This is a genomic window from Gordonia sp. AC31 (assembly GCF_031844505.1).
GTDB lineage: Bacteria > Actinomycetota > Actinomycetes > Mycobacteriales > Mycobacteriaceae > Gordonia > Gordonia hongkongensis.
The window spans coordinates 207,969-223,410 of the sequence record NZ_JAUZVK010000008.1 but is presented as its reverse complement, the minus strand read 5'-3'; the positions used below and the strand labels follow the sequence as shown (position 1 = coordinate 223,410).

The 15,442-nt window shown below is 67.6% G+C and carries 8 protein-coding genes; all 8 read left to right on the top strand.

Translation table 11 applies throughout. The features are described from left to right. Positions 1-183 precede the first annotated feature (183 nt). Positions 184-1,173 carry an alpha/beta hydrolase family protein gene (locus Q9R39_RS12380; RefSeq protein ID WP_004021369.1) on the top strand — a complete coding sequence of 330 codons (990 nt, stop codon included), beginning with the start codon at positions 184-186 and terminating at the stop codon, positions 1,171-1,173. A 336-nt stretch (positions 1,174-1,509) separates the two neighbouring features. Next, entirely contained in the window at positions 1,510-3,015 is a 1,506-nt protein-coding gene (locus tag Q9R39_RS12375) for an alpha/beta hydrolase-fold protein (protein WP_065631252.1), read from the top strand. 270 nt (positions 3,016-3,285) lie between these two features. Beyond that, complete coding sequence (locus Q9R39_RS12370; RefSeq protein ID WP_065631375.1) at positions 3,286-3,822, top strand: DUF732 domain-containing protein; 537 nt, start codon at positions 3,286-3,288, stop codon at positions 3,820-3,822. Position 3,823: 1 nt separating this feature from the next. Further along, the gene (locus Q9R39_RS12365) at positions 3,824-4,837 is read left to right on the top strand and encodes a cutinase family protein (RefSeq protein ID WP_065631251.1); all 1,014 of its coding nucleotides are present in this window, start codon (positions 3,824-3,826) and stop codon (positions 4,835-4,837) included. 233 nt (positions 4,838-5,070) lie between these two features. Beyond that, positions 5,071-6,081, top strand: coding sequence for an LLM class F420-dependent oxidoreductase (locus Q9R39_RS12360; protein ID WP_065631250.1), 1,011 nt, complete (start codon positions 5,071-5,073; stop codon positions 6,079-6,081). A 257-nt stretch (positions 6,082-6,338) separates the two neighbouring features. Then, positions 6,339-8,237, top strand: a complete 1,899-nt coding sequence (fadD32, locus tag Q9R39_RS12355) for a long-chain-fatty-acid--AMP ligase FadD32 (RefSeq protein ID WP_265968425.1) — start codon at positions 6,339-6,341, stop codon at positions 8,235-8,237. Positions 8,238-8,353: 116 nt separating this feature from the next. Next, positions 8,354-13,684 carry a polyketide synthase Pks13 gene (gene pks13, locus Q9R39_RS12350; protein WP_311277567.1) on the top strand — a complete coding sequence of 1,777 codons (5,331 nt, stop codon included), beginning with the start codon at positions 8,354-8,356 and terminating at the stop codon, positions 13,682-13,684. A gap of 50 nt (positions 13,685-13,734) precedes the next feature. Beyond that, positions 13,735-15,285, top strand: coding sequence for an acyl-CoA carboxylase subunit beta (locus Q9R39_RS12345; protein ID WP_058250940.1), 1,551 nt, complete (start codon positions 13,735-13,737; stop codon positions 15,283-15,285). Positions 15,286-15,442 lie beyond the last annotated feature (157 nt).

Below are 15,442 nucleotides of genomic sequence, written 5' to 3'. Positions count from 1 at the left end.
GGTTTGTCACGTTCGGGGGCATCGAATAGGCTCGCCGACGGTGAATCGCATGCGAGAACGACTCGTGAACGACGTCGCGCCGCGCAATGAGCCGGGGGACGAAAAATGTGTGACGCACAAGGACCGGTAGGCCACCGGGGACCATGAGTTCCGGCCGATCGGCTGAAGAGGGAGATTCTGTACATGCGTGAAGCTGCCACCGAGGCGCCGAGGCCTGCGCGCAACCGGATGAGCAACCGGTTGATCGCCGCTTTCGTCGCCATCCTGACAGTTGTGGGACTGACCGGTGTCGTCGCCGGCCAGGCCAACGCCCGGATCGGCGGAACGCAGGTCGGCAAGCAGGAGTTCTGGGTCAACGGCTGCGGGATGCCGAACGTCAAGGTCCGCGCCTGGAAGAAGCCCGGCAACTACAAGACCGTCATCCTCCTCGACGGCATGCGCGCCCAGTACGACTACAGCGGCTGGGAGATCAACACCAACGTCCAGGAGATGGTGAAGTCCGGCGTCAACGTCGTCGAGCCCATCGGTGGACCCGCGAGCTTCTACACGGACTGGGACGCACCCAGCAACTTCAACCGGCAGCCCTACCGGTACCGGTGGAACTGCGTCATCAGTCGGACCCTGATCAGCGCGCTCGACGCCCGTGGTTTCCGCGTCGGACCGTCGAAGCGCTACGCCATCATGGGCCTGTCCATGGGCGGTAACGCCGCACTGGTCCTCGGTGCCCAGAACCGTCAGCACTTCGACCGCGCCGGCTCGCTCTCGGGTTACAACTTCCTGAGCGCGCCCGGCATGCGTACCGCGCTGCGCCTGGCGATGCTCGACGTCGACCCGAAGCCGTGGAACATCGACGCGATGTGGGGCCCGCCGTGGAGCATCCGCTGGTTCCAGAACGATCCCTTCTGGAACATCGGCCTGATGCGCGGAATGAAGGTGTTCGTCGGTTCCGGTAACGGTCTGTTCGGCCGCTACAACGCACTGCCCAACGTGTTCGACGACCTGTTCAAGGGTTCGACCCTCGAGCTGCTCGCCTTCACACAGTCCAAGGCCTTCGAGGCCGCGGCCTTTGTCCAGGGCGTCCCGCTGATGACCTACTACGCCAACGGCACCCACGCCTGGGGCTACTGGCAGGACATGATCTGGAACGCCAAGAACCGCGGGTTCTTCCGCTGATCTGACATCGCCGGTCCGCCGGCCACACGACGCCCCGCTCGGGTTTTCGGGCGGGGCGTCGTCGTGCGTGGACCCACCCACCTGCTCCCTGAGGAGCGCCCGGAGCTTGCGGAGAGCGCGTCACGAAGGGTCTGGCGACCGAGGTTGCGAAGCAGGCCGGGATATCAACTGTCACACAAATCCCACGTGTCACAGCGTGGCGTGCGGACAGGCCTCGCTGTGGCGTGTAAGAAACTCCTGAGGCGTTTGATACTCATGATGCACGTGTGACTGACGGGGAATCGGTCACGACGCTGCGGGCGCCGGCGTACAGGGGCGAAGGAGTTCTGGAGAGTGATGCGGCGAAACAGTGGTACAGGCAGGGTCGACGCGCGACCGGCTGACGCAGGACAGGGTGACGCGCGCCCGGCCGGTCGTCGGGCGACCCTTCGCCCGGTGACGGCGGCCGTGGTCGCGCTGGCGACCGCCGCGGTGCTCGTCATCGGCAACGGTCTCGCCGGCGCCGAGCCCGCTCCGGCCCCGCCCGCGCCCCCGGCGTCGCCGAGCGCTCCGGCGCCCGCGCCACCGAGCTCGCGCGCCCCGGTCGCTCCGGCGTCGGTGCCGGCCGCCCAGCCGGCGAGGGTGACGAACACCTACTGGTACACCGACCGGCGCGTGGCCCTGTGGGTCTACTCGCCGGCGATGAACACCAACATCCAGGTGCAGATCCTGCTGGCCCGTGACTGGCACGCGAAGCCGAAGGAGAAGTTCCCGCAGCTGACGATGCTCGACGGTCTGCGCGCGCAGGACGATCAGAGCGGCTGGATCATCAACACCAAGATCGTCGACTTCTATAAGGACAAGAACGTCAACGTCATCCTGCCGATCGGTGGTGAGTCAAGCTTCTACACCGACTGGAAGGAACCCGACCGCGGCAAGAACTACAAGTGGGAGACGTTCCTCATGCGGGAACTGCCGCCCATCTTGGAGAACGATTGGCGCTCCACGGACGTCCGCGGCATCGAGGGACTCTCGATGGGTGGATCCGCGGCGATGATGCTGGCCGCGCGCAATCCCGGCTTCTACAAGTTCGCGGCGTCGTTCTCGGGGATCCTGCAGCTGAGTTCGTTCGGCATGCCGCAGGCCATCCAGTTCGCGGTGCGCGACGGTGGCGGCTACGACTCGATGAAGATGTTCGGTCCGCCGTCCGATCCGGCGTGGAAAGAGCACGACCCCTATCTGATGGTCGACAAACTGCAGGGCACGAGCCTGTACGTCTCCTCGGGCAACGGCATGGTCGGGCCGCACGACAAGCCGTCGGACATCCCGATGCTCGCGACCAACTATTCCGGCGTCGGACTCGAGATGCTGAGCCGCGTGACCTCGCAACAGTTCGCGATCCAGTTGAATCGCAAGGGTATTCCGGGCCAGGCGAACTACCGGCCGTCGGGCACCCACACCTGGCCGTACTGGGAGTTCGAGATGATGCAGGCGTGGCCGCAGGCCGCCGCGGCCCTCGGACTGTCGCGCGACGCGGTCGCATGCCGCGTCGACGGCGCCTTCCGCAAGGTCTGGGACGCCAACAAGGCGACGCTCGGGGGCTGCCTCACCCCGTCGTACCCGGTTGCCGGTGGCAAGGCACAGGACTTCGCCGGCGGACGCATGTTCACCGGCCCGAAGGGTCCGAAGATCGTCACCGGCGCGATCGGTGGCGCCTACGTCGCTGCCGGTGGACCGAGCGGACGTCTCGGCAAGCCGACGACCGACGAACTCCCGACCCGCGACGGCAAGGGCCGCGTCAACCACTTCGAGCACGGCCGGATCACCTGGACGGCGAAGGACGGCACCAAGGTCCTGAAGTGACGGTCAGAAGGAGGGGACGGGGCGCCGACGGTGCCCCAACCTCGACCCCACGTGTGTACGGCCTGAAACTTCGCTGAGGAATCGGACCGTTACCGCAGGTGGTGCTGGTGCGGCGGCCGGAACGGCCTCGCGCGGACGGTAGCCTGACGTGGTGTGCGACGCAGGGTGCCCCTGCGTTGCGATCGGCCGCAGGCCGGACGTGAGTGTCGCCGGACGAGACCGTCCGGCGGTGCGTTGATCTCGACCCGAAAGGTTCGGCAGGAAGTGGCGATGACAACGAAGTGTGTGCGGCTGGTGCTGGCCGTGACGGGCCTCGCTCTCGCGCTCGGGTCCGTGTCGGCCTGCGCCGATGACTCGACGGCCAGTGCGCCGATCACCAACAACCCGGTCACGACGACGTCGCTGTATTCGGCCGCTCCCTCGACGAGCGCGTCGCAGGGTTCCACATCCGAGGAGACCACCCCGTCCACGCCCGGCGGCACGTCGGAGCTGCCGGCGACCGAACCGAACCCCAGCACGAAGGTCCCGGCCAGCTTCCCCGGACCCAGCGGCCAGCCGCTCGACGACAAGGCCCGCGCGTATCTCGCCGCGTTGAAGCAGCAGGACGTCACGTTCATGGGTGACAACGACAATTCAGTGGCCCTGACGATGGCGAAGTACGTCTGTGGTGCCAAGCAGAAGGGCACCGACCCGAGCATGGTGAAGGCCTTCGTCACCGCCTCTGTGGGTCCGGGGGCGGACAACGTCGAGGAAGCGAACTCGAAGGCCGACAAGGTCATCCGCGCGGCCGAACAGCACTACTGCTGACGTGGCCGCTCGACGCAACGCCGCGGGCCGCATCCGGAAGGGTCCCGTCCGGCGGCTCGGCGCTTTCGCGCTGCTCCTCCTCGCGCTCGCGGTCATCGCGATCGTGCTCATCGTCGTGCTGGTTCTGGTGTGGCTGGCTCCGGGACCCGCGCCGATCGGCCCCGGCGGGCCGTCGACGACCCCGCCGTCGAAAGAACGGCCGGATGCACAGCCTGCGGACTGCCCGGACGTTCTGACCGTCGTCGTGCCCGGCACCTGGGAGTCGAGCGCCGACGACGATCCGTACGCGCCGTCGGCGAATCCGAACTCGTTGATGCTGCGCGTGTCGCGTGCCCTCTCGAATGACTTCGACTCGTCCCGCAGCGAGATCTACACCGTTCCCTACACGGCGCAGTTCCGGAATCCGACCAACCTCGCCGACCGGCAGGCCGATTACAACGTGTCACGCACGCAGGGATACAAGCGCGCGGCGGGCAAGATCATCTCCACCAACGAACGCTGCCCGCTGACGAGCTACGTGATCATGGGATTCAGTCAGGGTGCGGTCATCGCCGGCGATCTGGCCAGCAACATCGGCAACGGCCGGGGCGTGCTCGAGGACGGTGACCAGGATCTCGTGCTGGGCGTCGGGCTGATCGCCGACGGTCGGCGCCAACCGGGTGAGCAGAACGACATCGAGCCGAGCCCGAACGGCGTGGGCGCCGAGATCGCGCTCGGCGGCATGGGCAACCTCGTTCCCGGCATCTCCATGACCGGCCCGCGCACCGGCGGTTTCGGCGATCTCCGCGACCGGGTTCAATCCATCTGCGCCCCGGGCGATCTCATCTGTGACTCGCCGACGATCGTCAACCCGCTGGCGGCGGTGTCGAAGCTGGCGAACGCGGCGTCGAATCCCGTCCACGCGATGTACGCGACCACCCGCTACTGGGAGAACGACGGTCAGACCGCGACCCAGTGGATGTACGACTGGTCCAAGGATCTCATCGAGGACGCACCCCAGCCGAAGCACAACTGACCGGCAATCTGCCGGTCACGGCTGACCGGATGGAAGCGTCTCGGACGCGACTCACCCGACCGGGCGCATCGTCGAACTAACCGGCCGGTAACCTCTTGTCGCGGCTGCGGCCGATTCGTTTGGCGGCGCCGTCACGCTGCATTAACGTGTTGGGCTGGCCCGAGGAACACCGCAGTGCGCCGCAGACGCCGCACGCGACCTCACCAGCCGGCGATCACGATGAGAGGACAGCGATGACGCAACCCCCGAGCGATGCCGGTGCCACCTCGGCCGGATTGCGGAAGTTCCGCTTCGGCGCGGGTGGTGAGGGCAACAAGGACGAGGGCGGCGCCCGCAAGTTCGTCAAGCTCGCGCAGACCGCCGAGGAGTACGGTTACGACACCTTCGCGGTGCCCGACCACCTCGGCAACCAGGTCGGTCCGCTCGCGGCGCTCGGCGCGTTGACGCAGGCCACCAGCACGATCCGCCTCGCGACATCGGTGCTGGCCAACGGCTGGCGTCATCCCGCCCTCCTCGCCAAGGAGGCCAACACCATCGACGTCCTGAGCAAGGGACGACTCGAGCTGGGCATCGGCGCCGGGTGGATGAAAGAGGAGTTCGACAAGGCCGGGATCGAATTCGAGTCGCCCGGCGTCCGCATCCGTCGCCTCGACGAGGCGCTGACCGTCCTCGACGGCCTGATGCGCGGGGAGACGGTGAACTTCGACGGCGAGTTCTACCAGATCAAGGGCCTCGAGGGCAGTCCGCGGCCGCGGCAGGGACCGCGTCCGCCGATCGCCGTCGGCGGCGGCGGACCCAAGATGCTCGCCCTGGCCGCCAAGCACGCCGACATCATCTCCGTCGCGCCCGGCACCACCACCGACGGCAAGATGAAGCTGTCCGACATGACCATCGAGAAGACCGCCGAGCGTGTCGGCCGGATCCGGCAGGTCGCCGGCGACCGGTTCGACGAGCTCGAACTGAACTGGACGATCGCTGTCATCGTCATCACCGACGATCGGGTCGCCACCGCCGAGATGGCGCTGAAGGCGCTCGAACAGGGCTATCCGCCCAACATCGCGCACGACACCGAGTTCACCGTCGACGACGTGCTGACCTCGCCGTACATCGCGATCGGGAGCTTCGACGAGATCGCCGACCAGATCCGGGAGGTGCGCCGCCGCACCACCATGTCCTACGTAGGGGTGTTCCCCACGCAGATGGATGCTTTTGCGCCCGTGCTGGCGCAATTGAAGGGGGAGTAGGATGGCCGACGGTCTCGCGAGTCAACAGCGAGGTGACGGGTCGGTGAACCCGGGGGCGCGCGTCGAAGGGCGACGCGCGCTCATGCGAAGCCGAGCATGACGAACGCGAGTTTTTCGTTGGGTAACTGGACGTGCGCTACCGTATCCCGCGGTCGGCACAGGACGTGGACAGCAGGACTGCGTGGTGGTGTCGCCAAGACCTCGCCGGAGAACTGCGCCCGCGTGGGGGAGTCCACGAGGGGGCACAGGAGTAATGAATGCTGAGTACTGAACTCGAAGACTTTCTCGATGAGACCGGGAACATCTCTTTCACCGAGGAAGCGACCCTGGTCGACTACGTCGAGCAGAACGTCCGCGAACAGGCCGACACACTGGCCTACCGGTTCATCGACTACAGCCGCGAACGCGATGGCGAGCCCCAGGATCTGACGTGGGCGCAGTTCGGCAAGCGACTCCGCGCCGTCGCAGCACGTCTGCAGCAGGTCACCAAGCCGGGCGACCGCGTGGCGATCCTCGCGCCCCAGTCGCTGGAGTACGTGATCGGGTTCTTCGCGGCGCTCTACGCCAGCAACGTCGCCGTCCCGCTGTTCTCCCCCGACGAGCCCGGACACACCGACCGACTGCACGCGGTCCTCGACGACTGCAAGCCGACCGCGATCCTCACCTCGACGAAGTCCGCCGAGGCGGTGCGTGACTTCTTCGCGCCGCTGCCGGCCAAGGAGCGACCGCGCGTCATCGCCGTCGACGCCGTCCCCGACTCGGTCGGGTCGAGCTGGGTGGCACCGGTCGCCGGTCAGGACCACAACAAGGACACCGTCGCCTACCTGCAGTACACCTCGGGTTCGACGCGCGTCCCGGCCGGTGTGGAGATCACCTATCAGGCGGTCGCCGCGAACGTGCTGCAGATCTCCGACACCATCGGCATCGATCGCAAGGCCCGCGGCGTCACCTGGCTGCCGATGTTCCACGACATGGGTCTGCTCACCGTGATCCTGCCTGCGCTCGGCGGCCGCTACATCACGATCATGAGCCCGCAGGCCTTCGTTCGCCGTCCCGGTCGCTGGATCAAGGAGCTCGCCGCCGCCGACGGCGCGGAGACCTTCGCCGCGGCTCCCAACTTCGCCTTCGAGCACGCCGCCGCGCGCGGTCTGCCGAAGGAGGGCGAGGAGCTCGACCTCTCCAACGTCATCGGTCTGATCAACGGGTCGGAGCCGGTCACGGTCAGCTCGATGAAGAAGTTCAACGAGGCGTTCGCGCCGTACGGGCTGCCGAAGACGGCGATCAAGCCCTGTTACGGCATGGCCGAGGCCACGCTGTTCGTGTCCGCGACGCAGCGCGAGAACGAGGCGAAGGTCGTCTACGTCGACCGCGACGACCTCAACGCCGGCAGTTTCACCCTCGTCGACTCCGACGCGCCCAACGCGGTCGCGCAGGTGTCGTGTGGTCAGGTCGCGGTGAGCCAGTGGGCCACCATCGTCGACACCGAGACGGCGACCGAACAGCCCGACGGCCATGTCGGGGAGATCTGGTTGCATGGTCTGAACATCGGCGCCGGCTACTGGAACAAGCCGGAGGAGACCGAGGAGACATTCCACAACAAGCTCGTCACCCCGCTCCCGGAGAACAGTCACGCCGAGGGTGCGCCCGCGGACGCGATCTGGATGCGCACCGGCGACTTCGGGGTCTGGCTCGACGGTGAGCTCTACATCACCGGGCGAGTCAAGGACCTGGTGATCGTCGACGGCCGCAACCACTACCCGCAGGACCTCGAGTACAGCGCGCAGGAAGCCAGCGACGCGCTGCGCCCCGGCTTCGTCGCCGCGTTCTCGGTGCCGGCCAATCAGTTGCCGGGCGAGGTGTTCGAGTTCGCCGGCAGCGGTTTGAAGCCCGACGCCGACGACGCGTCCGAGCAACTGGTCATCGTCGCCGAGCGCGGACCCGGCCGCAAGGCCGACCCGCAGGAGGTCGCCGACACCGTGCGTGCCGCGGTGGCCCAGCGTCATGGCGTGATGGTCCGCGACGTCCTGCTGGTTCCGGCCGGCTCGATCCCGCGCACGTCGTCGGGCAAGATCGCGCGGCGCGCGACCCGTGCGGCCTACATCGACGGCAGTCTCCGGGGCGGCTACAAGCAGACGGCGTTCCCGGACGCCGAGTAGCGAATCTGCGGACCCGGGCGGGGTGAGTGCGTCGAGTTGCCGCGCCCGGACACCCCGCGGGCTGATAATGCACCCGGCACCAGTTCAGGTGCCCCGAGATCAGTAGTCTGGAAGCGATGTCTGAACTGAATACCGACGAGGCCCGCAGTATCGATTCCGCCGCGGCCGGCACCGACGGCGAGACCGCCGGTGACCTCACTGTCGACCAGCTTCGTGATTGGCTGCGCGAGTGGGTGTCACAGGCGACCGGGCTCCCCGTCGAGCAGATCGCCGTCGACCGTCCCATGGAGGAGCTCGGTCTCTCGTCTCGCGACGCCGTGGCGCTCGCCGCCGACGTCGAGGACAAGACCGGGGTGATCCTCACCGCGACGGTCGTCTACAACCATCCGACGATCGCCACGCTCGCGCAGCGCATCATCGAGGGCGATCCCGACGAGGGCGCCGACGGCGATGCGGACACCTTCTGGCGGCGCGAGCGCAACGCGGACGACGACATCGCGATCGTCGGGCTCTCGACCCGGTTCCCGAAGTCGGGCACGACGCCCGAGTCGACGTGGGACGCGCTCATCGCCGGCGTCGACGGTGTCTCGGACCTGCCCGCGGATCGGTGGTCGGAGTTCCGGTCCGATCCCCGGCTCGTCGAGATCCTCGACGCGGCCAACACCAAGGGCGGTTATCTCGACGACGTCCGCACGTTCGACGCCGACTTCTTCCAGATGAGTCCGCGCGAGGTCGAGATGGTCGACCCGCAGCAGCGTCTCGCGCTCGAGCTGACCTGGGAGGCACTCGAGCACGCGCACATCCCGCCGAGCGATCTCAAGGGTGCGCCGGTCGGTGTGTTCATCGGCTCCTCCACGAACGACTACCAGCTGCTGGCGACCCTCGGCCTGAGTGAGGGCGCCGAGGACACCGCCGCGTATGCGCTGACCGGCACCTCCACCGCGATCGTCGCGAACCGGGTGTCCTACTTCTACGACTTCCGCGGGCCGTCGATCGCCCTCGACACAGCGTGCTCGTCGTCGCTGGTGGCCGTTCATCAGGCCGTCCGCAGCCTGCGGACCGGCGAATCCGACCTCGCGCTGGCCGGCGGCGTCAACATGATCATCAACCCGGCGGCCACCCTCGGTTTCGACAAGATCGGCGCCCAGGCGGCGGACGGACACGTGAAGGCGTTCTCCGCCGACGCGGACGGATTCATCCGCGCCGAGGGCGGCGGATTGTTCGTCCTGAAGCGACTGTCCGACGCGCGTCGTGACGGCGACGACGTCCTCGCGGTCATCGCGGGCTCGGCGGTCAACAGCGACGGTCGCTCGAACGGCCTGCCGGCCCCGAACCCCGAGGCGCAGGTCGACGTCCTGCGGGACGCCTATGCCGACGCCGCGATCGATCCGCGCACCGTCGACTACGTGGAGGCCCACGGCACCGGGACCATCCTCGGCGATCCGATCGAGGCCGACGCCCTGGGCCGCGTGGTCGGTCGCGGACGCCTCCCCGGCTCGCCGATGCTGCTCGGATCGGTCAAGACGAACTACGGCCACATGGAGTCGGCCGCGGGCGCGGGTGCTCTGGCCAAGGTCGTGCTCGCGATGCAGCACGGCACCATCCCGGCGTCGCTGAACTACAGCGGCCCCAACCCGTACATCCAGTTCGACGCCAACAATCTCAAGGTCATCCCGGAGGCCACCGAGTGGCCGCGCTATTCCGGTCATGCCGTCGCCGGTGTCTCCGGATTCGGTTTCGGCGGCACCAACGCGCACGTCGTCGTCCGCGAGGTGAGGCCCGAGGATCTCGCGCCGGCGTCCGCGCCCGCAGGCGATGCGGGCGCATCCGAGTTGCCGGCGTCGGCGTCGCTCGTCGACGAACCCGATCTCGACGACGACGTCTACCTGACCGAGGCCGAGCGTGCCGTGCTCGCCGCGCAGGCGAAGAACGTCGATCCGGTGATCGAGGAGACCGCGTCGGATCCGGCCGCCGGCTTCGCACCGTGCGCGGTCGAGGGTTCGGTTGTGCCGCTGGTCATCTCGGGCTTCCTGCCGTCGCGTCGGCGCAAGACCGCCGCGGACCTGCTCGAGTGGCTCGAGTCCGACGAGGGACGGTCGACGCCGCTCGCCGACATCGGCCGCGCGCTGGCACACCGCAACCACGGACGCTCGCGCGCCGTCGTCATGGCCCGTACGCACGACGACGCGATCACCGGCGTCCGTGCGGTGGCCGAGGGCAAGAGCAATCCGCTTGTCTACTCGTCGGATTCGCCCGACGCCGCGTCCGCGGTCTGGCTGCTCTCCGGCTTCGGTTCGCAGCACCGCAAGATGGCCAAGCAGCTCTACACCGAGAACCCGATCTTCGCCAAGTACGTCGACCGGGTCGACGAGCTGGTGCAGAACGAGCTCGGGTACTCGATCGCGGAGATGTTCGTCGACGACGAGCAGACCTACGGCATCGAGCAGAGCCAGGTCGGCATCTACACGATCCAGGTCGCGCTCGCCGACACCCTGCGGCACCACGGTGCCGAACCCGGTGTGCTCGTGCCGCATTCGATGGGCGAGGCCTCGGCCGCGTACATCAGCGGCGGTCTCTCGCTCGAAGACGCGACCCGGGTGATCTGCCAGCGCTCGCGCCTGATGGGCGAGGGCGAGTCGATGCTCCAGGGCGACGACATCCGCCTGATGGCGCTCGTCGAGTACAGCGCCGAGGACATCACCGACGTCCTCACCGACTACCCCGACCTCGAGATCTGTGTCTACGCCGCTCCGACGCACACCGTCATCGGCGGACCGGAGTCGCAGGTCGACGCCATCGTCGAGCGTGCCGAGAAGGAGGGCAAGCTCGGACGCAAACTGGCGACCAAGGGCGCCAGCCACACCTCGCAGATGGACCCGCTCCTGGGCGAGCTGGCCTACGAACTCACCGGTATCACGCCGTTGCGGCCCACCACCGGGTTCTACAGCTCGGTCGACCGCGAGGTCTTCTACCGCGCCGGTCACGAACCCGTCCACACGATCGACTACTTCACCAAGGGTCTGCGCCACAGCGTGTGGTTCAGCCAGGCGATCGCGAAGTCGGTGGAGAACGGCCACCGCACCTTCCTGGAGCTCTCGCCGAACCCGGCCGTCCTGATCTCCGTTGCCGCGGTGACCTTCTCGGCTGGGCTGCACGACGCCGAGCTCATCGAGACGCTGCGGCGTAAGGAGGACGAGAGCTACGGACTCGTCAACGCGCTGATGAAGCTCTACGTGCACGGACATCCGGTCGACGTCGCGTCGCTGTTCGGTCGCGGTGGTCACGCGGCCATTCCGCGTACCCGCTTCGAGCGCAAGGAGTTCTGGCTCACCGCGAAGATCTCCTCGGGCGGCTCGGCCGGCACGGTCCCGGGATCGCACGTGGCACTGCCCGACGGCCGTCACGCCTGGGAGGTCAACGCGGCCGCGGTCACCGATCCGCGTGAACTGGTGCGTGCCGCGGCGGCCCAGGTCCTGGCGAATGCGGCTGTCGGGGCGTCGGTCGCGCACAGCGCCATCCCGGCATCGGGAACCCTCACGACGACGCTGAGCCCGCATCCCGGCGGTGCGGCGGTGACCGTGCACGCCAAGGCGGACAAGAACTTCCAGCTGCTGTTCGAGGCGGCGGTGACCGGTGACCTCGACGACACCGCAGGCGAGGTCACGGCCGCGCCCGCAGCCCCGGCACGGTCCGGTGCCGAGGTGTTCGCCGATGACACGGTGGTCGTCGAGGACGACGTCGTCGACGACATCGGCAACCGATGGAGTCCCGAATCCGGTGAGACGGTGGGTGATCGGCTCGCAATCATCGTCGGCGAGTCCATGGGCTACGACCCCGAGGACCTGCCGCGCGAGATCCCGCTGATCGAGCTTGGTCTCGACTCGCTGATGGCGGTGCGGATCAAGAACCGCGTCGAGTACGAGTTCGACATCCCGCAGCTGCAACTGCAGGCGATGCGCCAGGCGAACCTCGCCGACGTCGAGAAGTTCGTCGACTTCGCGGTGACGCATCGCGATCAGCTCGACGATCTCGCCCAGAATGCCGCCGGCGGTGGCGAACTCGACACCGCGGCGCTCAATGCCTACATCGACGAGCAGAACGCCGGCGGTGGTGAGTCGGCAGCCTCCGCACCGGCCGGCCAGTCCGACAAGCCCGGCGAGCAGTCGCCGGAGCCGAAGTGGCACATCGCCGAGGATCTGGCCGACGTCGAGCAGGCGGTCGCGAACTCGCCCGAACCGGAGGTGTCGTCACGCGAGGAGGCGGTCGAGGAGTCGGCCGCTCCCGCGGCAACCCCGAAGCCGGCCACCGACATCACCTCGCAGCGGGCCGTCGCCGAGGCGGCCGGCTCGGACGTGCCGCCGCGGGATGCCGCCGAGCGCTTGACCTTCGGCACGTACGCGGTGGTCACCAAGGCCTCGGCCGGCGGCATCTTCAACAAGCTGCCGGTGCTGTCGGAGGACGTGGCCCAGCAGCTCACCGATCGCCTCAACGAGCGTACCGGCGGAGATCTCGACGTCGAGGACATCCTCGACTCCGAGACGATCGAGGAGATGTCGAACTACGTGCGCGAGCATCTCGATGCCGGCGCGTCGACCGACGGGTTCCTGCGCTACCTGCGCCTCGTCCCGGACGGCAAGAAGGTCTATGACCCGTCCGCCGGCGATCCGACGCCGATCCTGCTGTTCCATCCCGCGGGCGGGAACACCTCCGCCTACGAGGCGCTGCTGAAGCGTCTGCCGGCGGACCGGCCCGTCATCGGCTTCGACCGTGGAGTCGAGGGATCGATCGAAGACCGTGTGCGCGAATACCTTCCGCGCCTGCGTGAGCTGCAGCCGAACGGCCCGTACGTGCTGGTCGGCTGGTCCTTCGGCGGTGCGCTCGCCTATGGCGTCGCGCAACTCCTGCGTGAGGCCGGGGCAGAAGTTGCCTTCGTGGGCCTCATCGACGTGGTGCGCCCTCGCGCGGACATGACCGAGACGCCGGACAGCAAGCGGGCGCGGCTCGAGCGCTGGAAGGAGTTCGCGATCCGCAACTACGACCTCGACCCCGATGTACCGATCCCGATGGATCGGCTCGTCGAGGCCGACGACGAGGGGCAGTTCGCGATCATCATGGAGATGATGTCGATGTCGGGCACCAAGATCCCCGGCGGCATCATCGAACACCAGCGGACCTCGTTCATCGAGAACCGCGTGCTGAGCAGCATCGCGCCGGAACCCTACGACGGCAAGGTCGTGCTGTACCGGGCCGACAAGATGCACGCCGGCGCCGTCGAACTCGAACCGCAGTGGGCCGAGATCGACGAAGACGGCCGCTGGGGTGAGGTCGTCGACGACCTGGAGATCATCCACGTCGGCGGTGACCACCTCTCGATCGTCGACGAGCCGTACATCGCCAAGATCGGCAACGACCTGGCCGCGCGGGTCGGACGGCTCGATGAGCAGTAGCGGCACGGCTGCTCATCGTCAATCAGTGGTCGCGTAGAAAGTGAGACACCGTGGCTGACACCACCGCAGGCAAGCTCGCCGACCTCCGTCAGAAATTGGAGGCCGCTCGCGAGCCGGGAGGCGAGAAGGCGCTCGCGAAACGCGCGGCGAAGGGGATCTGTTCTCCGCGTGAGCGTCTGAGCATGCTCTTCGATCCCGGGACCTTCGTCGAGATCGGTGCGCTGGCGAAGATGCCGGGTGCGGCCGAGAGTGGTTACGGCGACGGCGTGGTCACCGGACACGGGCTGGTGCACGGGCGCCCGGTGGCGGCATTCTCCCACGACCAGTCGGTCTTCGGCGGAACCGTCGGTGAGATGTTCGGCCGCAAGGTCGCCTCGCTGATGGAGTGGGCGGGCAAGATCGGCTGCCCGATGGTCGGTATCAACGACTCGGCCGGCGCGCGGATTCAGGACGCCGTCACCTCACTCGCGTGGTACGCCGAGATGGGTCGCCGCAACGATCTGCTCTCCGGTCTCGCGCCGCAGATCTCGGTGATCCTGGGCAAGTGCGCCGGCGGCGCGGTCTACACCCCCGCCAACACCGACATCCTGGTGGCCGTCGAGGACAAGTCGTACATGTTCGTGACCGGACCCGATGTGCTGAAACAGGTGAACGGCGAGGAGATCTCGGCCGAGGACCTCGGCAGCGCGCACAATCAGGCGCGGTGGGGCAACATCCATCACGTCGCCCCCGACGAGAAGTCCGCGTTCGACTGGGTCCGTGAGTACCTGCAGTACATGCCGTCGAGTGCCTACGAGCGGCCGCCCGTCGTCAACCCGGGTCTCGAGCCGGAGATCACCGAGTCCGATCTGTCGCTCAACGACTTCATGCCCGACAACGACAACGCCGGGTACGACATGCACGACATCATCATCAAGCTGTTCGACGACGGCGCCTTTCACGAGGTGGGAGAGTTGTTCGCGCCCAACATCATCACCGGGTACGCACGGGTCGACGGCCGGTCGGTGGGTGTGGTCGCCAATCAGCCGAGCGTGATGTCGGGTGTGCTCGACACCGACTCGTCGGAGAAGGCAACGCGTTTCGTGCGCATCTGCAACGCCTTCAGCATCCCGTTGGTGTTCCTGGTGGACACCCCGGGCATCCTCCCGGGTCTCGCGGAGGAGCAGAAGGGCACCATCCGACGCTCCGGCCGCTTCCTGTACGCCTACGTCGAAGCCGATGTCCCCAAGGTGACCGTCGTGCTGCGCAAGGCTTACGGCGGCGCCTACGCGGTGATGGGCAGCAAGCACCTCGGTGCCGACGTCAACTTCGCCTGGCCGACAGCGAAGATCGCGGTGATGGGCGCCGAGTCGGCGGCCGCGGTGCTGACCCGACGCCAGACCGAAGGTCTCTCGGCCGCCGAGGCGGACAAGATCCGCCGCGAGTTCATCGACTTCTACAACACGATGATGGCCACCCCTTACCTCGCCGCCGAGCGTGGCTACGTCGACGCGGTCATCGAACCCGCCGAGACCCGGTTGCAGCTCCGCAAGGCGTTGGCGCAGTTGCGCGACAAGGAGGTCCTCAAGACCCCGCGCAAGCACTTCCTGATGCCGATCTAGCGACGGGCCTCGCTCCGCTCTGAGGTGCGAGCGCTACCTGTACCGCCCTCCGCTCCCTGATCCGAGAAAGTTGCAGATCCCCTGCTCCCTGAGGAGCGAGCTTGCGAGCGTCACGAAGGGTCTTGGTGACTCGGGTCGCGAAGACCCTTCGTGACGC

Bases quoted from the DNA above. Each gene is read 5' to 3' on its own strand.
- pks13 (WP_311277567.1), top strand. From the start codon at position 8,354: ATGTCTGAACTGAATACCGACGAGGCCCGCAGTATCGATTCCGCCGCG.
- Q9R39_RS12380 (WP_004021369.1), top strand. From the start codon at position 184: ATGCGTGAAGCTGCCACCGAGGCGCCGAGGCCTGCGCGCAACCGGATG.
- Q9R39_RS12360 (WP_065631250.1), top strand. From the start codon at position 5,071: ATGACGCAACCCCCGAGCGATGCCGGTGCCACCTCGGCCGGATTGCGG.
- Q9R39_RS12370 (WP_065631375.1), top strand. From the start codon at position 3,286: ATGACAACGAAGTGTGTGCGGCTGGTGCTGGCCGTGACGGGCCTCGCT.
- Q9R39_RS12375 (WP_065631252.1), top strand. From the start codon at position 1,510: ATGCGGCGAAACAGTGGTACAGGCAGGGTCGACGCGCGACCGGCTGAC.
- fadD32 (WP_265968425.1), top strand. From the start codon at position 6,339: ATGCTGAGTACTGAACTCGAAGACTTTCTCGATGAGACCGGGAACATC.